Origin of the sequence: Microbacterium sp. 2RAF4 (assembly GCF_052115285.1) — a bacterium.
Lineage (GTDB): Bacteria > Actinomycetota > Actinomycetes > Actinomycetales > Microbacteriaceae > Microbacterium > Microbacterium oxydans.
Genome location: NZ_JBFRGI010000002.1, coordinates 1,277,911 through 1,300,026, shown reverse-complemented (window position 1 = coordinate 1,300,026; position 22,116 = coordinate 1,277,911). Strand labels below are relative to the sequence as shown.

Below are 22,116 nucleotides of genomic sequence, written 5' to 3'. Positions count from 1 at the left end.
GCGCGCATGCTCACTGGTCCACGCGGTTGGCGTTGGCGTACTCGACGATCTTGTCGAGCTGGGCCTTCGGGTCCGCCTCGCCGTTGACGGCGAGAGCGATCTGCTGGGTCATGTACGTAGCCATGTCGGAGGTCCACTGGAAGGGCAGAGCCTTGGCATCCTTCATGGCGCCGAACACGGTGTCGATCGCAGCGAGCTGCTTCTCGTCGGTGACCGTCGAGGCGATGCTGTCGACGACCTGGTCTCCACCCTCGGCCGTGCCGGGCGCGGTGCCGACGGCCAGCGACGAGAACGCGACCTGGTTCTCCTGGTTCGTCGCGAACTCCGCGAACGCGAGTGCGGCTTCCTTGTTGTCGGAGTCGGCCGAGACATTGAGTCCCTGCACGTACAGGGGAGCAACTCCGAGGCGCGGCGTCGCCACCGTGTTCTCGAGCAGTGCGGGCGCGTCCTTCTGCAGGTCGGTCGTGAACCCGGTGCCACCGGTCGTGAAGGCGACCTTCTCCTGGATGTACGCCTCGGCGTTCCCGCCGTAGTCCCCGGTCAGCGCCTCGGCCGGCATCGCACCCGCCGCGTAGGCGTCGGCATACTTCTGAATGATCGCCGCGGCCTCGTCGGTGTTGAAGTCGAACTCGCCCTTGTCGTCGATGACCTCCATGCCGGCGGCCGTGAACGTGTCGAGGGCCGGGATGGAGGAGAGCAGCTGCACCTTGCCGCCCGACTCGGTCGCCACGTCTTCTGCGAGGGTGAGGAGCTCGTCGACCGTGGTCGGCAGGTTCTGCTCGGTGACCCCGAACGGCGCGAGCTGCGCGAGGTTCCACCAGGAGGCGTCGCTGGAGAGGTACCAGGGGAGGCCGTAGGTTCCCTCGACACCGGGGTAGGCGCTGTACGCCTCCCATGCGCCGGTGTTGTAGGTCGACTTCAGGTCGGGATCCGCGGTCTCCAGGTCGACGAGCTTGCCTGCGGCGACGAGCGGGTAGGCGATGTCCGGCGGCAGGTTCAGCACGTCGGGCAGGGTGTCGGCGTTCGCCTGGCTCAGGATCTTCTCCTGGTAGCCGTCGCCCGGCTGGTCGAGCCACTCCACCGTGACGTCGGGGTGCTCCTTCTCGAACGCGGCGATGAGGTCTTCGAAGTACGGGGTGAACTTCTCGTTCTTGAGCGACCAGGTCTGGAACTGGATCTTCCCGCTCAGCTCGCCCGATGTGTCGATGGGACCGGAAGCACCGGAGGATGCGCCGCCCCCCGTGCAACTCGTCAGCGCCAGAACGCCGATGGTGAATGCTGCCAGAGCGACAATGCGTGTGGGAACTTTCATCGTGCTTCTTCCTCGAGGCGGGCGAATCCGCGCGGCAGCCCTATCAGGGACTACAACGCTTTAGCAGATGAAACCATCCGATTCCGTCCCTGTCAAGACACCCGACCGCGAGATCACTGTCTGCGCGCAGGAGAGGGTGCATCGTCTGTTGCTCAAGCGTTATAGTGGTGCGAAATCCGCCCTCTCCGGAGGACACGTCCGAAAGGCCTGACACATGACGCAGCGCGGCGCCCTCGATGCTCCTCTGAGGTTCGGGGCGAACTACACGCCGTCGAAGAACTGGATGCACTCCTGGCTCGACTTCACCCCCGACGACGTGCGCCGCGACTTCGCCGCCCTCGCCGAGCTCGGGCTCGACCATGTGCGGGTGTTCCCCCTGTGGACCGTGCTGCAGCCGAACCGCACGCTGATCCGCGAGAAGGCGATCGACGACGTGCGTGCCGTCGTCGACATCGCCGGCGAGTTCGGCATGGATGCCAGCATCGATGTGGTCCAGGGGCACCTTTCGAGCTTCGATTTCGTGCCCTCGTGGCTGTACACCTGGCACGACAAGAACATGTTCACCGACCCCAGGGCGCTCGAGGGCCAGATCGCCCTTGTCGACCGCCTGGGACGAACGCTGAGCGAGGCGCCGAACTTCCTCGGGTTGACGCTCGGCAACGAGACGAACCAGTTCTCCGCGCACACGCATCCGTCGCCCTGGCCGGTCACGCAGGACGAGGCCGGGGGGTGGATCACCGCGCTGCTGTCGGCGGCGGAGGCTGCAGCCCCAGGGCTCCCGCACGTCCACAGCGAGTACGACGCGGTCTGGTACATGGACGGGCACGGCTTCACACCGGCCCATGCCTCGCGGCTGGGAGCCATGACCACGATCCACTCCTGGATCTTCAACGGGACTGCCCAGAGGTACGGCGGACGCTCCGTCGCGTCGGATCGTCACGCCGAGTACCTGATCGAACTCTCCCGCGCCTTCGCGACAGATCCCGACCGCGTGGTGTGGCTGCAGGAGGTCGGCGCCCCCTCGAACTGCCTCACCGACGACGAGATGCCCGGCTTCCTGGAGGCGACCGTGCGCTCCGCCGTGCGCACCGAGAACCTCTGGGGCATCACGTGGTGGTGCTCGCACGACGTGAGCCGTGACCTCGGCGACTTCCCCGAACTCGAGTACACCCTGGGGCTGATCGGTCAGGACGGCGCCGCGAAGCCCATCGGTCGGCGTCTCGCCGAGCTCATCCCCGAACTGCGCCAGCGCGTCGCGCCTCCCGTGCGGGACACCGCGATCGTGGTCGACGTCGACGCACGTGAGGTTCCCGTCAGCCGCGCAGCACTGAGCCCAGGGGGCGCCGTGTTCCAGGCATGGGTCGACGCCTGCGCTGCCGGACTCGATCCGACGCTGGTCACCTCGCGCGACGCGCTCGACCCTGTTGCGCTCGATGCACGCGGTATCCGCCGCCTGATCCGTCCCGACCTCTCGGCGGATGTCGTCGACCCCTACGGCTCGGTCAACACGGTCGTTCCCGGCTGATCAGAGTCGGGTGCGCTTCTCCGTCCGTGCGGGCGCTCAGTCCGTGCGAGATGGCGGAGCCGTGCTCTCGCGCGCGGTGAGCACGGGCGTCGGGCCCTCGACGCTCGGCAGATTCGCTCCCGCCTCGATCTGCTGCAGCAGCAGAGTGGCGGCACGCTCCCCGAGCTCGAAGGTGTCGCGGGTCATCGCCGTGATCGACGGATTGATGAGCCCGGCGATGACCGAGTCGTCGAAAGAGGCGAGGGAGACGTCACGAGGGACGGCGCGGCCCATCTCCTGGGCCACGCGGAGACCTGCGACCGCCATCACGTCATTGTCGTAGACGATGGCCGTCGGGTGCTGTCGCCCTGACAGCAGCGTCCGCGTCACGGCGGAGGCGCGCGCGGGTGAGAAGTCGGTGGTGATGACCTCGCCCTCGAGGCCGTCGGCGGTCATGCGCTCGAGCACCTGGGCCCGCAGTCGCGTGTGCTCGAGCTCTGCAGGGCCCGCGACGTAGGCGATGCGGGTGTGCCCGAGCGCGGACAGATAGGAGAAGAGGGTCTCGGCCACGGTGTCGTCGCCGATCCAGACGCTGGGCACCGAACCCTCGGGGGAGGGCTCAGACCCGATCATCACGGCCCTGGCGTCGAGGGCTTCGATGCGCCCGACTCGGGGATCGTCTTCACGGGGGTCGATGAAGATGAACCCGTCGACCTGATTGGAGGAGCGCCACTGCCGGTGCACCTCCATCTCCTCCGCGACATCGGCGACGAGCCGCAGCTGGAGGCTCACCTTGCTCTCCGACAGACGCGATTCGATGCCGGCGATGAGGTCGGTGAAGAAGGCCTCGGAGCCCAGGGAGCGAGCGGGGCGGGCGAGGGCGAAGCCCACCGTGTTGGCGCGCGCGCCGACCAGTGCGCGCGCCGCGGAGCTGGGCTGCCAGCCGTTCTCCTCGACGATCGCGAGGATGCGGTGCCTGGTCTCCTCGCTCACGCCAGGGCGTCCGTTGAGGGCGAAGGAGACGGCGCCGGGGGACACCCCCGCCATGCGCGCGATATCGGCGATCGTGACGCGTTTCGCCGGACTCATAGTCCCTCACCCTACTTGATCGGTTTAGCCTCGGGAAAGACGCCGGAATGTGCCCTAGACTCTTCCACTAGATCGCTTTAGTACAACAGATAGCATTCAGTCACAGCGCATCACCGCAGACCCGAATCAGCCCTCACCGTCGAGCCCGGAGACCCACTCATGCATGACGACACCTCGCTCACCGTCGGCCGCGTCAAGCGCGTTCTCGAGGAGCGCATCCGCCCGGCGATCCACTCGGCCTCCGTGCCGCTGGGCGTCGAGATCCACGAGCTGCCCGGCGAGCCCATCCCACCCGCCGAGGGACTCGCCCTCGACTACACGCCCGGCGTCGTCGGGGCGCCGTGGGGGCCCGCCTGGGGCACCACCTGGTTCAAGCTGACCGGGCGCGTGCCGGCCGAGTGGGCGGGACGTCGGGTCGAGGCGCTCATCGACCTCGGCTTCGACGTGAACATGACCGGGTTCCAGTGCGAGGCCCTGGCCTATCGCGCGGGCGGTGCGGATGTCGACCCGATCCCGGTCCCGATCAAGAGCATCAACCCGCGCAACCAGTGGGTGCCGATCGCCGAGACCGCCGCGGGTGACGAACCCGTCGAGCTCTACCTCGAAGCGGCATCCAACCCGGTGCTGCTGGACTACCACCCCTTCCTGCCGACGCGGGAGGGCGACATCCTCACGTCCTCCAAGGAGCCGCTCTACCGCGCGCGGCGGATGGACCTGGCGGTGTTCGAGCCCGAGGTCTTCGACCTGTCCCTCGATCTCGAGGTGCTGTTCGAGCTGCAGGCCGAGCTCCCCGCGACGTCGCCGCGCCGCATGCGCATCCTGCAGGCGATGGACGACGCGCTCGACGTGCTCGACCTGCAGCACATCGTGGAGACCGCAGGCGACGCGAGGGCCCGGCTCGCTGATGTCCTCGCGGCCCCGGCCGAGGCGAGTGCGCACCGGATCTCGGCGGTGGGACACGCTCACATCGACTCGGCGTGGCTGTGGCCGGTGCGCGAGACGATCCGCAAGGTCGCACGCACGACCTCGTCCATGACCACGCTCATCGAGGAGCAGCCCGACTTCCAGTACGGCATGTCCAGTGCGCAGCAGTACGCCTGGATCAAGGAGCACCGCCCCGAGGTGTGGGAACGGGTCAAGGCCGCCGTCGCCGCCGGGCGCTTCCTGCCGCTGGGCGGCATGTGGGTCGAGTCCGACACCGTCATGCCGACGGGCGAGTCGCTCGTGCGGCAGTTCTCGCACGGGCAGCGGTTCTTCGAACGCGAGTTCGGCATCCGCTCGAAGGGCGTGTGGCTGCCGGACAGCTTCGGCTACTCGCCGGCCCTTCCGCAGCTGATGCGCCGTGCCGGGTTCGAGTGGTTCTTCACGCAGAAGATCTCGTGGAACCAGCAGAACGTCTTCCCGCACCACTCCTTCCTCTGGGAGGGCATCGACGGTTCGCAGGTGTTCACGCACTTCCCGTCGATGGACACCTACAACTCGCAGCTGAGCGGCATGGAGGTGGCGAAGGCCTCACGTCAGTTCAAGGAGAACCGCCTCAGCTCGCGGTCGATCGCTCCGGTCGGCTGGGGCGACGGCGGCGGCGGCACGACGCGTGAGATGACAGGCAAGGCCGAGCGGCTGCGCGACCTCGAGGGCAGCGCGCAGGTCGTATGGGAGCACCCCGACGTGTTCTTCGACGCCGCCAAGGCCGAGCTGCCGAACCCGGCGGTGTGGGTCGGCGAGCTCTACCTCGAACTGCACCGCGGCACGCTCACCAGCCAGCACGCCACGAAGGCCCTGCACCGCTGGGCCGAGCACGCTCTGATCGAAGCAGAGCTGTGGGCCGCCACCGATGCCGTGCGCACCGGTGCCTCGTACCCGCAGGCCGAGCTCGACCGGCTGTGGCAGGCCGTGCTGCTGCACGAGTTCCACGACATCCTGCCCGGAACATCGATCGCGTGGGTGCACCGCGAGGCCGTCGCCGTGCTGTCCGACGTGCTGTCGGACGCCCGTGACATCGCCGACGCCGCACGTCGGTCACTCGTCGGCGAGGGCGACCGCGAGCTGCGGTTCGAGCCGAGCTCGGCCGGTCGGGGACGAGCGCTCGGGGCGGCGTTCGTCGCCGAGTCCACTGCGACCCCGGTGTCGCTGCAAGAGGAAGACGGCGGCTGGCGCCTGGAGAACGAGCTCGTGTCCGTGCTCGTCTCGGGCGAGGGCCTGATCGTCTCCGCCGTCGACAAGGCGTCCGGCAGGGAGACGGTCGCCGCAGGCAGAGCCGCCAACCTGTTCCAGCTGCACCAGGACTTCCCGAACATGTGGGACGCGTGGGACATCGACCGCTACTACCGCAACAGCGTCGATGATCTCACCGCCGTCTCGTCGATCGACGCATCGCTCGTGAACGGTGTCGCGCAGATCGTCGTCGTGCGTCCGTTCTCCGAATCGACCATCACGCAGACGATCCTTCTCGCACCTGACTCGCGCACGGTGCTGCTGCGCAACGAGGTCGACTGGCACGAGACGGAGAAGCTGCTCAAGCTCGCATTCCCGCTCGACATCCAGGCGTCGCACACCGAAGCCGAGACGCAGTTCGGCTACCAGGCGCGCGTCACCCACACGAACACCAGCTGGGAGGCGGCCAAGTTCGAGACCTCGATGCACCGCTTCGTGCTGGTGCGCGAGCAGGACTTCGGAGCGGCCCTCGTGAACGACTCGATCTACGGGTACGACACGACGCGCGAGGTCGGCGAGGACGGGGTCACCACGACCGTGCGGCTCTCGCTGCTGCGGGCGCCGCGCTTCCCCGACCCGGACACGGATCACGGGCCCCACGAGATCGAGGTCGGCTTCGTGATCGGCGCCGACGCCGCGATCGCCACGGCCGAGGGCATCCGCATCAACAGCCTGCCCACCGTTCTCCGCGGGGCGCGCGAGGTCGAGCCGCTGGTCTCGGTGCAGGGCGAGGGCATCGTCGTGTCGGCCGTGAAGCTCGCCGACGACGGTTCCGGCGACGTCATCGTGCGCGTGTACGAGGCGCTCGGGCGTCGCGCGGTCGGCGAGCTGTCGGTCGGCTTCGACCATCGTGAGGTGCGCGAGGTGAGTCTGATCGAGGACGAGATCGACGATGCGCGGACGGGCGGCGCGCTGCGACTGCGTCCGTTCGAGGTGCGGACGCTCCGTATCGTGCGCTGAGCATCGTGCGCTGAGCATCGTGCACTGAGCATCGTGCGCTGATCTCGCGCGTGTGGGTCACGTGCGCGGGGCCATTGTGGCAGGCGGCCGCATGCGGGACGATGACGCGATGGCGAGTATCGAGGACGTGCGGACCATCGCCGTCGCGCTTCCGGGAGTCGTCGAGGCGGTCAGCGGTCATACCGGTGCTGCGGCGTGGCGGTTGAAGAGCGGCCAGATCGCGTGGTTGCGGGGTCCGAGCGCGACTGATCTGCGACAGCTCGCCGAGCTCGGACGGGAGTGGCCGTCGGGTGTGGTGCTCGCAGTGCGCGTCGCCGATGTGGATGAGAAGGAGGCCCTGCTGGCCGCCGAACCCGAATCGATGTTCACGATTCCCCATTTCGACGGCTACCCAGGGCTGCTCGTCCGTCTCGATGCCGTCGACCGCGACCGGCTCGAGGAGATCATCACGGATGCGTGGCTGGCGCGCGCGCCCGCGAGAGCTGCGAAGGCGTGGTTAGAGTCGCACGGGCTGGAATGACGCGGGGAGGGAGAGGAGCGACGTCGGCTCGGGGCGACGTCGGCTCGGGGTGATCAGGCTGGCGGCAATCGCAGCACGTCGGGGGACTCGCCGCCCGTGAGGTCGTCGGCGATGCGGAGGCTGCGCGCGAGGTCGTCCAGCGCGCCGATCAGCGTGCCGAACCGCTCCTTGTCGCTGCACACGGCCGTCAACGTCACCAGGTGGGTGCCGGTGTCCCAGGTGTAGGTCGCGAAGGGCGGCGAGGCCGGCGATGGCGGCATCGGGACGAGCAGCTTCTCGCCGACGCCGAGACGGGTGGGGAACGACTCCGTGTCGTCGTAGTCCATCGGCATCGAGGCCCGGGCGATGCGCACATCCGGCGTCAGCACCTGTGCGGTCGCCATCGCCACGACCAGCTCCGGCTCCGCCTTCCACGTCCACACCAGCACGCGTCCGTCCGCGCGTTTCATGAGCATCGGCGCCGCCTGGCTCATCGCCCACGCGCCGAACCTCGAGCCGGGTCGCTCCGTCGCTCCGACCGCGGCGTTGACCTGGCCGAGCAGCATCCGGATCGCGGCCTTCCGGTGACGGCGACCCTTCCAGCCGAGCGAGTCCGTCACGGGAATCCACAGCTGGGGATCGGCGTCGGCACTCAGTCGCATGACTCCACGGTAGCCGGTGCGTCTGAGTGATGCCCGGTACGCCTCGGCGGCACGATCAGGGCCCTCCGGTAGAGTGGCCAGCGCCCGACCAGGGCTCTCCCTTGGCCGCCACATCGTAAGGCAGCATGTCTGTGACCTCCTCCGACGATCCGATCGATCCGTCGAGCGGCTCCGCCGCCGAATCCGCGCCCCGACCGTTGAAGATCGTGATCGGCTGCGACACGTTCGCGCCCGACATCAACGGCGCGGCCCGCTTCGCCGAGCGCCTCGCCGCCGGCCTCGTGCAGCGCGGACACGACGTGCACGTCGTCGCCCTCAACCAGGCCTACCGTCGTGCCGAGCCGCGGACCGAGGTCATCGAAGGCGAGCCGATGACCCTGCACCGGCTGCCGTCGGTGCGTTGGCCTCCGCACGACTGGCTGCGTTTCGTATGGCCCTGGCGCTCGAAGCACTATGCCCGCAAGGTGCTCGACCAGGTGCAGCCTGACGTGGTGCACATCCAGTCGCACATCGTGATCGGTCGCGGGCTGGCGCGCATCGCCCACGAGCGCGGCATCCCCGTCATCGCGACCAACCACGTCATGGCCGAGAACATCCTCGACCACACGACCATGCCCAAGTTCATCGACGACCTGGTGCTGAAATTCGCCTGGGCCGACGCGAAGCGCACGTTCGACCTGACCAGGGCGATCACCACACCCACCCGCCGTGCCGCCGACTTCCTCGAGAACACCGTCGAGGTGAAGGGGGTCATCCCCGTCAGCTGCGGCATCGACCGTTCGCAGTACACGCCGGTCATCGGCCCACGCGAGAAGAACCGCATCGTGTTCGTCGGACGCCTCACCGCCGAGAAGCAGGTCGAGGTCATCCTCCAGGCCATGACGAAGCTCGACCCCGCGCTCGAGACCACGTTCGACATCGTGGGCGGTGGCGACCAGCGCAAGCAGCTGGAGCACCTGACCGCCCAGCTCGGTCTCTCCGACCGGGTGACCTTCCACGGACGAACCACCGACGAGGAGCTGCGAGCCCTGCTGTCGCGGGCGAGCCTGTTCGTGATCGCCTCGATCGCCGAGCTGCAGTCGATCGCGACCATGGAGGCCATGGCTTCGGCCCTGCCCATCGTCGCGGCCGATGCCGTGGCCCTCCCGCACCTGGTGCACCACGGCGAGAACGGCTACCTGTTCGAGCCGGGGAACGCCGACGAGCTCGCCGCCCGCCTCACCGATGTGCTCACGGCGGAGCCCGCGGAGTACGAGCGGATGCAGCAGGCCTCGCTCGACGGCGTGCTGATCCACGACATCAACCGCACCCTCGACACCTTCGAGGCGCTGTACCGCGACGAGCCGCTGCCGGAGTAACCCGCCATGCACATCGTCTTCTTCGGCGATCAACACCTCGACTCCCTCGGGGGAGCGCAGGTGTCGATGCGGCTCCAGCGGGAGTTCCTCGAACGCGCCGGTCACACCGTGACGGTCGTGGCACCGAAGATGCACGGACCGCGTGCCTCATCCGGCACCCACGGCGGCGCGTACGTCGACCTGCCGTCCATGCCGATCACGACGGATCGCGAATACTCGATGAGCTGGCCAGGACGCGGCACCGATCGCTTCCTCGACAAGGCCATGACCCGCCGTCCGCCCGTCGACCTGGTGCACGTGCAAGCGGACTTCTGGGGAGCCTTCATCGGACACCGGTATGCGCAGCGGCACGGCATCCCGGTCGTGCACACCATGCACAACCGGGTCGACGTCGGCATCGCCGCCGTCACTCCACTGCACCGCCCGGTGCTCGCGGCGCTCAACGCCTGGCGTGGAATCGCACTGCGGGGCGTCGGCGACCCCGTGAAGGGAAGCGACGGGTGGGCGTTCCTGCGCGGTCTCGCCTCCGGAGCATCCGCCGTGACGGCCCCCTCGACGCACTTCGCCCGCCGCCTCGAGCAGCACGACGTCTTCCCGCACGTCGACGTGATCTGGAACGGCATCGACGACGACGTCCGCGAGCAGACGCTCGCGGACACGCCCGCAGACCGTGCGCCGGGCAGACCGCGGTTCGTCTGGCTCGGCCGGATGAGCCCGGAGAAGCGTCTCCTTCCGTTTCTCGAGGCGTTCGTCGCTTCGGGAGTCGACGCCGACCTGGAGATCATCGGGGGAGGCGCTCAGCGCGCAGCCGCCGAGAAGATCGTCCGTGCACGCGACGGCGTGCACTTCGCCGGACGCCTCACCTACCCGCAGACGTTGGCGCGCATCGCCGCCGCCGACGCGCTCGTGCAGACGTCGATCGGCTTCGAGACCCAGGGGATGACCCCTTTCGAGGCAGCCACTCTCGGAACACCATCGGTGATCTGCGATCCCGACATCGCTGCGGAGCTCGGCGGCGGTCTGTGGGCCGTGCCAGAGCCTGACGCGGAGGGCGGATCCGGGGTGGAGCGAGAGGCTCGCCGACGCGTCGTGCTGGCTGAGACGTTGCGACGTGCGGCAGAGGACATCGCGCGGGGGACGGCTCCGGTTCCGCTGCCTGAGGTGGCCGAGGCCTTCCGGCAGTCATCGCGCACGGCGGCGATGGTCGAGGTCTACGAACGGGTGCTCGCATGATCACGAGGGCTCTGGCAGTCGTGGCTCCGAGCAGGCAGCCTCAGAAGAACTGGTAGAAGAGCGACGACATCCAGGTGGTCGCCATGCCGATGGCGCCGACTCCGGCGATGCCGATCGCGATGCCGGCGAGCAGGTGCGGGCCGGGCCGGCGGACGGCGACGAGTCCGAGTATGAACGCCAGGACGTATGCGACGAGGCTCACCACACCGACCAAGCCGGAGAGGGCGTTGTACCAGCCGTAACCGTCGGCGGCGAAGTAGGCGAACGGCGCTGTCAACGAGATGACGAGATTGACGGCGAAAGCGATCACGGCGATGAGGAACGCGACCCTTCCGAGCGGGTTTCCCGTGTCGGCGGGGTGCGGCGCTGCGCCATAAGAGGGAAGGGTCGCCTGCGGGTACTGCGGTGCGGCGGGGCTCTGGGGTGCTGCGGAGTTCTGCGATGCTGCCGGGTACTGCGGAGTCGCTGGCAGGTGTGGGGTGGGGGGACCGGAAGGGTGCTGAGGCTCGCTCATGACGACGAGCGTAGCCCCCGCGGTCATGAGCGGTGGTCAGCGGTAACCGTGCCCCGACTCGGCCTGCTGCCCGACATCGCGCCCGGCGACGCGCGTCCAGTCGGTCGGGGTGCGGCGGTATCCGTCGCGGCGCAGTTCGACGACGGTGGCGATCGTGGCCCATGCGGCGAGGGCGAGGAGTGCGATGAGGAGTATCATGGCAGAAACGCTACGTTCGATGCCGAACAGCCACGAGTGGCAGAATAGACTCTGAACGTATGAAAACTGCCAACCGGGAGTGTGTATGAAGACGGTCGCCTGTGTCATCCAGGACGGGTTCGCGCCCTTCGAGTTCGGCGTCGCCTGCGAGGCTTTCGGCCTCGACCGCGCCGATGACGGTGTGCCGAACTTCGACTTCCGCATCGTCGCCCCCCGTGCCGGCGTCGTGACGTCGAAGATCGGCTTCTCGGTGAACGTCGAGCACGACCTGACCTTCGCCTACGAAGCCGACCTGGTGGTTTTCTGCCCGCTCCCTCGGGAGAGATGGGATGACATCGACCCGCTTCTGCTCGACGTGGCCCGCCATGCGGTCGACCGCGGCGCGTGGGTGATGAGCGTGTGCAGCGGATCGTTCATCCTCGCCGCCGCCGGGGTGCTCGACGGTCGACGCGCCACCACGCACTGGATGTACGCGCACGTCATGGCCGACATGTATCCGCAGATCGACATCGACCCCGACGTGCTGTTCGTGCAGGACGGCAAGATCATCACGAGTGCCGGCACTGCGGCGGGCATCGACGCCTGCCTGCATCTGCTCCGACAGGAGGTGGGCGCCGAGCTCACCAACCGCATCGCCCGCCGGATGGTCGTGCCCCCGCAGCGCGACGGAGGCCAGGCGCAGTTCATCGATCGCCCCATCCCCGTCGTCCCCACCGATTCGCTGGCCGCGGTCGCCGACTGGGCTGTCGAGCACCTGCGCGAAGACCTCGGTGTCGACCAGCTGGCAGCCAGGGCCCTCATGTCGCCGCGCACGTTCGCCCGCCGGTTCAAAGCCGAATACGGCGCGACGCCCGCGGCCTGGCTCGCGCGTCAGCGCATCATCCACGCGCAGCGGATGCTGGAGCGCACCGACCTGCCGCTCGAGCACATCGCCGACGAGTGCGGATTCGGTTCAGCGGCCGTGCTGCGGCAGAACTTCGCGAGAGTGCTCGGACTGACCCCCACCGCCTACCGTGCGCGGTTCTCCTGCGCCGAGGAATCCGCGGTGCCCGCGGCCTGAGCGGGACGGGTTCGCGTCTCGGCCCGATTCGCTATCCGGTGCGATTCACTGCTCGGCCCGGTTCACCGTTCAGACCAGTGCGCCGGTGCGGGCAGTGCGACGTCACGCACCTCGACCCCGTCCGGGGTGACCGCGGCGATGCAGTAGAGCAATGACTGGGTGGGGTAGCCGTGCGGCCTGTTGTCGCGGATGATCGCCCTGTCGTCCTCCGGAGGCAGGGCGGTCGAAGACGCGAGCAGGGCCGTCCACTCGGCCGTCCAGTCGTCGCTGTCGGCAGTCGGACCCAGGGCGCGGAACTCGGGCAGCCATGCCTGGATCCGCGGAGTCGTCGCGTCGTCGAGATCGTCGTGCGCGATCATGTGCGTTCCGGGTTCGATGGACGTCTCGCGCAGCTCGACGCCGTCCCACGAGAGCACTCTCGCGCCGGCGGGGCCCACCTCGAGCAGGTTGAAGCCGTGCATCGGCAGGGGTGCGACCGGCGAGCGGCCCATCACCGACTCCAGGGCGAGGGCGCCGCGGGACACCGCCTGAGCTGCGGGGAGGTCGCGCACGTCTGCGCGGTTCAGCAGCACGGCGAGTCGCCCCTCTGCGGGGTTCGCGGCGAGCCACGCCCCGCCCGCTCGACGGTCGCGTATGCCCACCACGCCCGGAAAGTCGTCCGGCCACCAGGCTCCGAGGGAGTCCCAGGCCCGCAGCGGGTCTTCGTCGCGGACCGCGAGAAGTCGTGCGGATCCGGCATTCTCGACATCGATCACGACCGTGCACACGGCATCAAGTCTAGGTCGGCGGGACGATCGTCGGCCCGCGGCGGTGGATGCTGGGGCAGAATCGAGACGTGAACATCGTGGTCGGAGTCACAGGCGGCATCGCCGCGTACAAGACGGTGCATCTCGTGCGCCTGCTCACGAAGGGCGGCCACGACGTGACCGTGGTGCCCACCGCGGATGCGCTGCGCTTCGTCGGGCTGCCCACCTGGGAGGCGATCAGCCGTCACCCCGTGACCACGAGCGTGCACGAGGATGTGGCACGGGTGCGGCATGTGGCTCTCGGTCAGGCGGCCGACCTCGTGATCGTGGCGCCGGCGACCGCGAACTCGATCGCGAAGATCACCGCCGGACTCGCCGACGATCTCCTGGGAACCACCCTGCTCGCGACCGAGGCCCCGGTGCTGATCGCTCCGGCGATGCACGCCGAGATGTGGCGCAACAGGGCGACACAGGTGAACATCGCCACGCTGCGGGAACGCGGCGTCCACCTCGTCGGTCCGGCTGACGGAGAGCTCGCCGGTGGTGACAGCGGTCCCGGACGGATGTCGGAGCCCGAGGAGATCTTCGCCGCCGCGCAGGCGCTGCTGGCTCCAGGTGACCTCGCCGGCGTGCGGGTGGTGGTCTCGGCCGGTGGCACTCGCGAGCCGATCGACCCCGTGCGTTTCCTCGGTAACCGCTCCAGCGGCCGGCAGGGTGCGGCGCTCGCCGCGGAGGCGGCCGCTCGCGGAGCGGAGGTCACTCTGGTGTCGGCGAACATCTCGGGTGACGTGCTCGCCGACGTGCGGCATCCGTCGATCCGCGTCGTCGGCGTGGGCTCCGCGACCGAGCTCGCAGACGCGATGAAGCGTGAGGCCGCAGAGTCCGATGTGATCGTGATGGCCGCAGCGGTCGCCGACTACCGACCGGTCGCGGTCTCGGAGCGCAAGCTCACCAAGGAGGGCGGCGGGGTGCGCGCCATCGAGTTGGTCGAGAACGAGGACATCGTCGCGGCCCTGGCCTCTGCGCGTCGCCCGGGCCAGCTCGTCGTCGGCTTCGCGGCCGAGACCCTGGAGGACGAGGCCGAACTGCTCGCGCGCGCTCGCGGCAAACAGCAGCGCAAGGGTGTCGACCTGCTCGTGGTGAACGAGGTCGGCTGGGAGCGCGGGTTCGAGAGCGCGGAGAACGCCGTGCAGATCCTGGGCCCCGGGGGCGCGGTGGCGGCGACGATCTCCGGCTCCAAACGCGCTGTCGCGTCCGCGATCTGGGACGCGATCGGACGGGAGCGCTGACGAGGTGAACGGACTGGAGGAGAATCTCGGCGAGTGCTAAACTTGAGTCAACAAGACTCAACTTTGATCCCGTCCTCCGACTTGGCGGACGGGAGGCGACCAGAAGGAGCAACTCCAGGAGGAGCGCATGACCACCCCGCAGACCGGCAACCAGAACCAAGAGCAGCAGTCCGCCCTCGAGCAGTTCGGCATCAACCTCACCGACCGTGCCCGCGAGGGCAAGCTCGACCCCGTGATCGGACGCGACAGCGAGATCCGTCGGGTCAGTCAGGTGCTCACCCGGCGCACGAAGAACAACCCCGTGCTGATCGGCGAGCCCGGCGTCGGGAAGACCGCGGTCGTCGAAGGCCTCGCCCAGCGCATCGTCGCTGGCGACGTCGCCGAGTCTCTCAAGGACAAGGAGCTGGTCACGCTCGACATCTCCGCCCTCGTGGCCGGCGCCATGTACCGGGGGCAGTTCGAGGAGCGGCTGAAGCAGGTCCTCAAGGAGATCACCGAGTCCGACGGACAGGTCATCACGTTCATCGACGAGCTGCACGTGCTGATGGGCGCCGGTGGCGGTGAAGGCTCCGTCGCGGCCTCCAACATGCTGAAGCCCATGCTGGCCCGCGGCGAGCTGCGGCTGATCGGCGCGACCACGCTCAACGAGTACCGCGAGTTCATCGAGAAGGACGCGGCGCTCGAGCGCCGCTTCCAGCAGGTCTACGTCGGAGAGCCCACGGTCGAGGACACGATCGCGATCCTCCGCGGTCTCAAGGGTCGCTATGAGGCGCACCACGGGGTGACCATCTCCGACAGTGCCCTTGTCGCGGCCGCGGCGCTGTCGAACCGGTACCTGCCCGCGCGCCAGCTGCCCGACAAGGCGATCGACCTGATCGACGAGTCGATGTCGCGGCTCAAGATGGAGATCGACTCGTCTCCGGTCGAGATCGACCAGCTCAAGCGCCAGGTCGACCGGATGAAGCTCGAGGAGCTCGCCCTCAAGCGCGAGAAGGACGCTGCGTCCAAGGAGCGACTGAGCGCCTTGCGCGAGCAGCTCGTCGGCATGGAGCGCCAGCTCGCCGAGCTCGAAGCCCGCTGGGCGCGCGAGCGTCAGGGACTGAACCGGGTGGGTGAGCTCAAGAAGCAGCTCGACGACGCGATCACGCAGCGCGACCTCGCCATGCGCAACGCCGACTACACGAAGGCCTCGAAGCTCGAGTACGAGACGATCAAGCGCCTGGAGCGCGACATCGCCGAGGCCGAGCAGGCGGAGGCCACCGCGTCGAGCGAGCCCCGCATGGTCAACGAGCAGGTGACCGAGGAGGACATCGCGGCCGTGATCGCCGCGTGGACCGGCATCCCCGTCGGCCGGTTGCTGCAGGGTGAGAGCGAGAAGCTGCTGCACCTGGAGAACGAGCTCGGCAAGCGTCTGATCGGGCAGAAGGATGCCGTGAAGGCCGTGTCCGACGCCGTCCGCCGTTCGCGCGCGGGGATCAGCGACCCCGGTCGTCCGACCGGATCGTTCCTGTTCCTCGGCCCGACCGGTGTCGGCAAGACCGAGCTGGCCAAGGCACTGGCGGAGTTCCTCTTCGACGACGAGCACGCCATGGTGCGCATCGACATGTCGGAGTACGGCGAGAAGCACTCGGTGTCGCGGCTCGTCGGCGCCCCTCCCGGATACATCGGCTACGAGCAGGGCGGTCAGCTGACCGAGGCCGTGCGTCGTCGGCCGTACAGCGTGATCCTGCTCGACGAGGTCGAGAAGGCGCACCCCGAGGTGTTCGACGTGCTGCTGCAGGTGCTCGACGACGGTCGACTCACCGATGGGCAGGGGCGCACGGTCGACTTCTCGAACGTGATCCTGATCCTCACCTCGAACCTGGGCTCGCCCATCCTCATCGACCCGGTGCTCGCACCCGATGAGAAGCGCGACCAGGTGATGGCGCTCGTGCGGCAGGCGTTCCGTCCGGAGTTCCTGAACCGTCTCGACGACATCGTGATGTTCTCGGCACTGAGCGAAGACGACCTCGCGCAGATCGTGGAGCTCTCGGTCGACCAGCTGCACGACCGGCTGAAGGACCGGCGACTCACCCTCGCGGTCACTCCGGACGCGCGGGCCTGGCTCGCCGAGCGCGGGTACGACCCCATGTTCGGTGCTCGCCCGCTGCGCCGCCTCATCCAGAGCGAGGTGCAGAACAAGCTCGCGACAGCACTGCTCTCGGGCAACGTGCACGACGGCGACACGGTTCGCGTCGACGTGGCAGCCGACGGGATGGGCCTCGTGCTCACCTCGACGACGCCGGAGCCCGAGGCCGATTCCGAGTCCGACGAGGATGACGTGATCGAGGCGGAGCTCCTCGAGGACTGACACGCCAGGCCAGAGCTGAACCGCTCGGACACAGAAGAGGGACCCGTGGGGTGATCCGCGGGTCCCTCTTCCTTCTCGTGCAGGCTCAGCCGCGCAGGCCGGAGGCGGCGGCGAGTGCGCGGCCGGTGAGGGAGTCGTCGTCGCGCACGATCTCGGCCGGCGTCCCGCTGAAGATCAGGCTCCCGCCCTCGGATCCCGCTCCCGGACCGATGTCGATGATGTGATCGGCGCGGGCGACCACCCGCAGGTTGTGCTCCACGACCACCAGCGTCGCTCCCTCGTCGAGCAGGTCGTCGAAGAGGACGTTGATGGTGTCGACGTCGGAGGGGTGCAGGCCGGAGGTCGGCTCGTCGAGGATGATGCGGTCCGCCCGGTCGCGGTGCGGATCGCTGAGGTGGCGGGCCAGGAGCAGACGCTGCTTCTCCCCGCCGGACAGCGTGTCGAGCGACCGGCCGACCGGGATGTAGCCCAGTCCGGTGCGCTGCACCCAGGCCAGGGCCTCGACCACGTCGGCATGGGCGGAGAAGAGGGCACTGACCTCGGCGGGAGGCGCCGCCAGCACGTCGGCGATCGTGGCGCCGTCGACCTGCACGGCCAGAGCGGTCGGGTTGAAGCGCAGCCCGCCGCACGCATCGCACGGGAGGGAGACGTCGTCGAGGAACGCGAGCTCGGTCGTGATGTGACCGCGGCCGCGACAGGTGGGGCACGCGCCGCGGGAATTGAAGCTGAACCAGGATGGGTCGAGGCCCGAGGCGGCGGCGAACTCCGCTCTGACGGTGTCGGCGATGCGCAGGATGCTCAGGGTCGTCGACCGGACGCCGCCGCGCAGCGGTTCCTGTCCGACGACCGTGAAGTCCGGGTGCTGGCGGGGCAGCTCTGCGGTCGCGAACGAGCTCTTGCCGGATCCCGCGACTCCCGTGACAGCTGTGAGCACGCCCAACGGGATGTCGACGTCGAACCCTCGCAGGTTGTGCGAGCGCGCATCCCGCACCGTGATCCGGCCCGACGGCTCCCGTGTCGCCCGACGGATCGGCAACGGCTCGGCGAGCACGCGCCCCGTCAGGGTGTCGCCGGCGCGGAGCTCGGCCGGCGTCCCCTCGAACTGCACGAGCCCACCGGCGGACCCCGCACCCGGTCCGAGGTCGACGACGTGGTCGGCGACCGCGATCACCTGCGGGTGATGCTCGACGACGAGGATCGTGTTCCCGGCATCGCGCAGTCGTTGGAGCAGGGCGACGAGGCGCTGGATGTCGGCGGGGTGGAGTCCGGTGCTCGGCTCGTCGAACACGTAGGTGACGTCGGTGAGCGCGCTGCCGAGGTGTCGCACGATCTTGACACGCTGCGCCTCGCCGCCGGACAGGGTCGCCGATTCGCGGTCGAGTGCGAGGTAGCCGAGGCCGACCGAGAGCAGGGCGTCGAGCGCGTGACGGATGCCTTCGACCGCCGGCGCCACCCGTGGGTCGTCGAACTCCTCGAGCAGCGCGTGCAGTTCGGAGACCGGCATGCGCATCCAGTCCACGATCGAGCGCCCGTCGATGAGGCTGGCCCTCGCGGCTTCGTTCACGCGCGCGCCGCGGCAGTCTGGGCAGGTGTGATGCGTCACGAGTCGGTCGAGCTCTTCGCGCACGGAGGCCGACATCTTCACCGGACGCTGCTTGAGGAACACGTCGCGCATCCGGGTGATGACCCCGTCGAAGCGCGCGCTCTGCGGGAAACGCGGGTCGGGGTCCTCGAGCTTGAGCTTGTCGGCATAGAGGAACTGGTCCATCTCCTCGGCCGTATAGTCCTTGAGGGGCTTCTCGCGGTCGAACAGTCCGCAGTAGGCGAAGCGCTTCCAGCGGTACACGCCCGGACGGAACAGGCTGAACCGCACCGGGCCTTCGTCGATGTTCTTCTCGGGGTCGATCAGTTCATCGATGTCGATGTCGTACACCGTGCCGAGCCCTTCGCAGGTCGGGCACATGCCGGAGGGGTCGTTGAACGAGTACGCGGGGGAGTAGCCGGCCGACGGCTCGCCGACGCGCGAGAAGACGAGGCGCACGAGCGAGGCCAGATCGGTCGCGGTCGCCACGGTCGAGCGCGCGTTGCCGGTGAACCGGCGCTGATCGATCAGCACCGTGAACGTCAGGCCGTCCATCGCCTGCACATCGGGAGCGGGCAGCTGCGGCAGTCGCGACCGGATGAACGTCGAATAGGAGTCGTTCACGAGCCGCTGCGCCTCGGCGGCGATCGTGTCGAGCACCAACGACGACTTGCCCGAACCCGAGACCCCGGTGAAGACGGTCAGCAGCTTCTTGGGGACGTCGACGGAGACGTCGCGGAGGTTGTTCGTCCGCGCGCCGGTGATGCGGAGCATATCCATCCGCACACGCTAACGGGGCCCCCGGACAAACCGGAGACCCCGTTGACACCGTCGGCGGGAGCGGTCAGGCGCTGAGGACGACCGTCTCGTCGATGGGGCGACGCACGCGCGGGGCGACCTCGCGCTGCTGCAGCACCTCGGGCAGGGCCTCGATGTCGCCGAACTCGCCGACGGCGAAGACGGTGACCGGCACGAACCGGGCCTCGAGGTCGGCGAACTCGCGGACCACCTCGGGGTCGAAGCCGCTCATCTGGTGCACGAGCAGGCCGTCGTGGTGGGCCTGCACCGAGAAGTGCGCGACCGCCTGGCCGAGGTCGTAGAGCGCGTGCGTGATGGGGGTGCCGTCGGCGGTGGCTGTCTCGGCGATCGCGACGACGAGCACGGCGGCGTTGCCCGCCCACGCCTGGTTGAAGCCCATCAGGGAGTCGACGACCTGGGCGTGCAATGCGGTGCCGCGGCGGGCGACGATGAAGCGCCAGGGCTGGACGTTGTTCGCGGACGGGCTCCAGCGGGCGGCCTCGAGAGCGGTCGCGAGCTTGGCCTCGTCGATCGAGTTCTGCGCGTCGAAGGCGCGGGGGCTCCAGCGCCCGGCGAGGACGTCGAGGACGGGGTGCTCGGTCGGGGCGGTGCGGTCGATCACGGGGGTGCTCACAGAAGTGCCTTTCGGAAGGAGTGGATCGGACTCCTTCGTCCGGGTACACGGGAGCCAACAGATGCATGTGCATGCATATTCCCGGATCGTCCGGAGGCCCTCGGTGGCCGGATCCCGCAGCGACCGGATACCGATCGCGGTGACGAACAGCGTGACGGCGATCGCGAGCGCCACGGCCACGGGGCCGGCGGAGGACACCTCGGCGACGTCGAGCCAGGCGATCGTGTAGGTCGCGACGGCCGCGACCGGGAACGTGAACGACCAGAAGCCGAGGGTGAAGGGGATCCGCCGGTAACGCGGGATGGTGGCGACCTGCGCGGCGACGAGGAGCGCCCCGAGACCGGCGAACGCGAACGAGAGCGGTGACGCGAAGCCGTCCGTCAGGGCGAAGAGCGCGAGTCCCCCGACGGCCGGCGGGGCCATCAGCACCGCCAGGGTCGGGGTGAGCGCATCCGGCAGTGTAGGCCCGGCGACCAGGCGCAGGAGCACGAGCGTCGTCATCACGACCCAGAAGAGGCATCCGACGCCGAACGCCGCCCATCCGAGCCCCCGCAGCCCGAGTGCGTCCGCGGCGGTCGCGGTGATGAACCCGCCGGCGACCGGCGGCAGGATGTAGCCGCCGTGTATCGCCCCGAGCTCGATCCGACCGGCCATCCAGGTGCTCACCAGCCAGCCCGTCCAGATCGCGGTGGCGGTCATCGACGCGATCACGATCGTCGAGCCCGCGGCGGGGAGCCAGGGGAGCATCCGGATTCCGATGAGCATCCCGACCAGCGGGAGGATCACGGCGAGCGGTGCCTGGACGGGGTCGCGGAGCTGCGCGCCCAGCGGTGTCCCGCTGCGCGCGCCTCGCACGATGTGCGCGGCGAGCAGCCCGATGGTCGTCAGCGCCGACAGGACCCAGAAGGCGGCGGCCACGGGGGCGGGTACCGGAGCGACGGCGGTGGCCGCCGACCAGGTCGACGCGACGCCGGTGAGACCCAGTGCGATCGCCAGGGTGTTCAGCGGGATCCGAGCGGGAGGGGTCCGGCCTGAGCGGGTGCGCGTGGAAGAGGACATGTCGAGGTAACCTCTGACATTTTACTCCGCGGTTCACGGAGGCGGCGCGGATCCCGAGATCAGGTGGCGAGATCAGGCTGCGAGGTCAGGCGGCGAGGTCGTGCGAGGCCGCATCGGCGAGTGCGCTGCGCACGGCGCGGATCGAGGGAGCGTCCGCAGACACACGCCTCGCGGAGGAGAAGATCTCGCGCCGAGGTTCCTGCGGCAGCGGTGCCAGGTCGACGGTCGGGGTGTCGCCCGCCCACACGAGCTCCGGCAGCAGCCCCACCGCGAGTCCGGCATGGATCAGCCGCACGTGGGCGGTGAGGTCGGCGATCTCGAAGCGCACATCGGGCTCGAACCCGGCGGTGCGGCACAGCTGCTCCGCCCAGGCGCGCGACGCGGTGCCTGCCGGTTCCAGCACCCAGGGTTCGTCGCGGGTCGACCACAGCGCGGCGACGGCGTCGGCGTGCGCGGGGGTTCCCGGCCGCCGCGCGAGGGCGATCGCGTCGTGTGCGAGCACCACCCGGTCGAGGTCGGCGTGGATCGGGCGTGTGCGGCCCGGATACTGCTCGGCGAGGATCAGGTCGAAGTCGCGGCTGGACACTCCGACGAGTCCGGTCTCCGGGTCGGACTCCGTGACCTCCACTCGCAGGGCCGGATGACGCTCCTTGAGGGCTTCGAGTCCGCGGGGCAGGAGCGAGTGCGCCGTGGACTGGAAGACCGCGATGCGCACGGTGCCCGTGACCTCGGTGAGGGATTCGGCGACGGCGACCTGGGCGTGCTCGAGCTGGTCGAGGATGCCGATGGCCTCGGCGACGAGGACGTTCCCCTGTGGAGTGAACTGCACGCCGCGCCCCACCCGACGCAGCAGCGGCACACCCACGTCGCGCTCCAGCGCGCTGAGCTGCTGCGACACCGAAGCCTTGCTGTAGGACAGGGCGTCGGCGACGGCCGACAGCGTCCCCCGACGCGACAGCTCCACCAGCATCCGCAGTCTGTTCACGTCGAGCACGGCGGGTCCTTCGTTCAGCGCCTATCGTTCAGTGCAACTGAACAGAATCCACGCAAATCGG

Annotated in this window: 17 protein-coding genes and 1 pseudogene; 8 read left to right on the top strand and 10 right to left on the bottom strand. The window is 69.1% G+C overall.

The window, feature by feature from the left end:
• Positions 1–10: 10 nt before the first annotated feature.
• On the bottom strand, positions 11–1,312 hold the full coding sequence (locus tag AB4070_RS10720) for an ABC transporter substrate-binding protein (RefSeq protein WP_061018009.1): 1,302 nt from the start codon (positions 1,310–1,312) through the stop codon (positions 11–13).
• A 214-nt stretch (positions 1,313–1,526) separates the two neighbouring features.
• Between AB4070_RS10720 and AB4070_RS10715 the strand changes: the two genes are divergently transcribed.
• On the top strand, positions 1,527–2,837 hold the full coding sequence (locus tag AB4070_RS10715) for a glycoside hydrolase 5 family protein (protein ID WP_441980079.1): 1,311 nt from the start codon (positions 1,527–1,529) through the stop codon (positions 2,835–2,837).
• 36 nt (positions 2,838–2,873) lie between these two features.
• On the opposite strand, the gene AB4070_RS10710 is transcribed toward AB4070_RS10715, so the two are convergent.
• Positions 2,874–3,905 (bottom strand): LacI family DNA-binding transcriptional regulator, encoded by a 1,032-nt coding sequence (locus tag AB4070_RS10710; RefSeq protein ID WP_441980078.1) that lies wholly within the window; start codon positions 3,903–3,905, stop codon positions 2,874–2,876.
• Positions 3,906–4,064: 159 nt separating this feature from the next.
• Here AB4070_RS10710 and AB4070_RS10705 point away from each other — a divergent pair, with 159 nt between their 5' ends.
• Together AB4070_RS10705 and AB4070_RS10700 are read left to right on the top strand one after the other, a co-directional pair.
• The gene (locus tag AB4070_RS10705; protein ID WP_441980077.1) at positions 4,065–7,079 is read left to right on the top strand and encodes an alpha-mannosidase; all 3,015 of its coding nucleotides are present in this window, start codon (positions 4,065–4,067) and stop codon (positions 7,077–7,079) included.
• A 109-nt stretch (positions 7,080–7,188) separates the two neighbouring features.
• A complete protein-coding gene (locus tag AB4070_RS10700; protein ID WP_441980076.1) occupies positions 7,189–7,599 on the top strand; it encodes a hypothetical protein in 411 nt (136 codons plus the stop codon).
• 53 nt (positions 7,600–7,652) lie between these two features.
• On the opposite strand, the gene AB4070_RS10695 is transcribed toward AB4070_RS10700, so the two are convergent.
• Positions 7,653–8,240, bottom strand: coding sequence for a hypothetical protein (locus AB4070_RS10695; protein ID WP_046748723.1), 588 nt, complete (start codon positions 8,238–8,240; stop codon positions 7,653–7,655).
• Positions 8,241–8,365: 125 nt separating this feature from the next.
• Between AB4070_RS10695 and AB4070_RS10690 the strand changes: the two genes are divergently transcribed.
• A complete protein-coding gene (locus AB4070_RS10690; protein ID WP_441980075.1) occupies positions 8,366–9,598 on the top strand; it encodes a glycosyltransferase in 1,233 nt (410 codons plus the stop codon).
• Between the two features lie 6 nt (positions 9,599–9,604).
• Entirely contained in the window at positions 9,605–10,831 is a 1,227-nt protein-coding gene (locus tag AB4070_RS10685; protein WP_441980074.1) for a glycosyltransferase, read from the top strand.
• Between the two features lie 40 nt (positions 10,832–10,871).
• On the opposite strand, the gene AB4070_RS10680 is transcribed toward AB4070_RS10685, so the two are convergent.
• Both AB4070_RS10680 and AB4070_RS10675 read right to left on the bottom strand, forming a co-directional pair.
• On the bottom strand, positions 10,872–11,345 hold the full coding sequence (locus AB4070_RS10680; RefSeq protein ID WP_441980073.1) for a hypothetical protein: 474 nt from the start codon (positions 11,343–11,345) through the stop codon (positions 10,872–10,874).
• A gap of 36 nt (positions 11,346–11,381) precedes the next feature.
• Positions 11,382–11,543 carry a hypothetical protein gene (locus tag AB4070_RS10675; RefSeq protein ID WP_441980072.1) on the bottom strand — a complete coding sequence of 54 codons (162 nt, stop codon included), beginning with the start codon at positions 11,541–11,543 and terminating at the stop codon, positions 11,382–11,384.
• Positions 11,544–11,628: 85 nt separating this feature from the next.
• On the opposite strand from AB4070_RS10675, the gene AB4070_RS10670 reads away from it, so the two are divergent.
• Positions 11,629–12,603: a GlxA family transcriptional regulator gene (locus AB4070_RS10670; RefSeq protein ID WP_441980071.1), complete on the top strand. Its 975-nt coding sequence runs from the start codon at positions 11,629–11,631 to the stop codon at positions 12,601–12,603.
• 62 nt (positions 12,604–12,665) lie between these two features.
• Here the strand turns inward: AB4070_RS10670 and AB4070_RS10665 are convergent, their stop codons facing one another.
• Complete coding sequence (locus AB4070_RS10665; protein WP_441980070.1) at positions 12,666–13,370, bottom strand: NRDE family protein; 705 nt, start codon at positions 13,368–13,370, stop codon at positions 12,666–12,668.
• Between the two features lie 68 nt (positions 13,371–13,438).
• Here AB4070_RS10665 and coaBC point away from each other — a divergent pair, with 68 nt between their 5' ends.
• Both coaBC and AB4070_RS10655 read left to right on the top strand, forming a co-directional pair.
• Positions 13,439–14,638: a bifunctional phosphopantothenoylcysteine decarboxylase/phosphopantothenate--cysteine ligase CoaBC gene (gene coaBC / locus AB4070_RS10660; protein WP_441980069.1), complete on the top strand. Its 1,200-nt coding sequence runs from the start codon at positions 13,439–13,441 to the stop codon at positions 14,636–14,638.
• A gap of 127 nt (positions 14,639–14,765) precedes the next feature.
• Entirely contained in the window at positions 14,766–16,988 is a 2,223-nt protein-coding gene (locus AB4070_RS10655; RefSeq protein WP_441980068.1) for an ATP-dependent Clp protease ATP-binding subunit, read from the top strand.
• A gap of 85 nt (positions 16,989–17,073) precedes the next feature.
• Here the strand turns inward: AB4070_RS10655 and AB4070_RS10650 are convergent, their stop codons facing one another.
• The 4 genes and pseudogenes from AB4070_RS10650 to AB4070_RS10635 all read right to left on the bottom strand — a co-directional run bounded on the left by AB4070_RS10650 (position 17,074) and on the right by AB4070_RS10635 (position 22,055).
• Complete coding sequence (locus AB4070_RS10650; protein WP_441980067.1) at positions 17,074–19,350, bottom strand: excinuclease ABC subunit UvrA; 2,277 nt, start codon at positions 19,348–19,350, stop codon at positions 17,074–17,076.
• A 64-nt stretch (positions 19,351–19,414) separates the two neighbouring features.
• Positions 19,415–20,002, bottom strand: coding sequence for a nitroreductase family protein (locus tag AB4070_RS10645; RefSeq protein WP_282845819.1), 588 nt, complete (start codon positions 20,000–20,002; stop codon positions 19,415–19,417).
• A gap of 138 nt (positions 20,003–20,140) precedes the next feature.
• Positions 20,141–21,061: pseudogene (locus tag AB4070_RS10640) on the bottom strand (transporter); the annotation flags it as partial.
• An 85-nt stretch (positions 21,062–21,146) separates the two neighbouring features.
• Positions 21,147–22,055, bottom strand: a complete 909-nt coding sequence (locus tag AB4070_RS10635; RefSeq protein WP_441980066.1) for a LysR substrate-binding domain-containing protein — start codon at positions 22,053–22,055, stop codon at positions 21,147–21,149.
• Between the last annotated feature and the right edge of the window lie 61 nt (positions 22,056–22,116).

Excerpts from the sequence above, each read along its gene's own strand:
- AB4070_RS10655 (WP_441980068.1), top strand. The coding sequence starts at position 14,766 with ATGACCACCCCGCAGACCGGCAACCAGAACCAAGAGCAGCAGTCCGCC.
- AB4070_RS10715 (WP_441980079.1), top strand. The coding sequence starts at position 1,527 with ATGACGCAGCGCGGCGCCCTCGATGCTCCTCTGAGGTTCGGGGCGAAC.
- AB4070_RS10685 (WP_441980074.1), top strand. The coding sequence starts at position 9,605 with ATGCACATCGTCTTCTTCGGCGATCAACACCTCGACTCCCTCGGGGGA.
- AB4070_RS10675 (WP_441980072.1), bottom strand. The coding sequence starts at position 11,543 with ATGATACTCCTCATCGCACTCCTCGCCCTCGCCGCATGGGCCACGATC.
- AB4070_RS10670 (WP_441980071.1), top strand. The coding sequence starts at position 11,629 with ATGAAGACGGTCGCCTGTGTCATCCAGGACGGGTTCGCGCCCTTCGAG.
- AB4070_RS10650 (WP_441980067.1), bottom strand. The coding sequence starts at position 19,350 with ATGGATATGCTCCGCATCACCGGCGCGCGGACGAACAACCTCCGCGAC.
- AB4070_RS10705 (WP_441980077.1), top strand. The coding sequence starts at position 4,065 with ATGCATGACGACACCTCGCTCACCGTCGGCCGCGTCAAGCGCGTTCTC.
- AB4070_RS10700 (WP_441980076.1), top strand. The coding sequence starts at position 7,189 with ATGGCGAGTATCGAGGACGTGCGGACCATCGCCGTCGCGCTTCCGGGA.
- AB4070_RS10690 (WP_441980075.1), top strand. The coding sequence starts at position 8,366 with ATGTCTGTGACCTCCTCCGACGATCCGATCGATCCGTCGAGCGGCTCC.
- AB4070_RS10695 (WP_046748723.1), bottom strand. The coding sequence starts at position 8,240 with ATGCGACTGAGTGCCGACGCCGATCCCCAGCTGTGGATTCCCGTGACG.
- AB4070_RS10720 (WP_061018009.1), bottom strand. The coding sequence starts at position 1,312 with ATGAAAGTTCCCACACGCATTGTCGCTCTGGCAGCATTCACCATCGGC.
- AB4070_RS10710 (WP_441980078.1), bottom strand. The coding sequence starts at position 3,905 with ATGAGTCCGGCGAAACGCGTCACGATCGCCGATATCGCGCGCATGGCG.
- AB4070_RS10680 (WP_441980073.1), bottom strand. The coding sequence starts at position 11,345 with ATGAGCGAGCCTCAGCACCCTTCCGGTCCCCCCACCCCACACCTGCCA.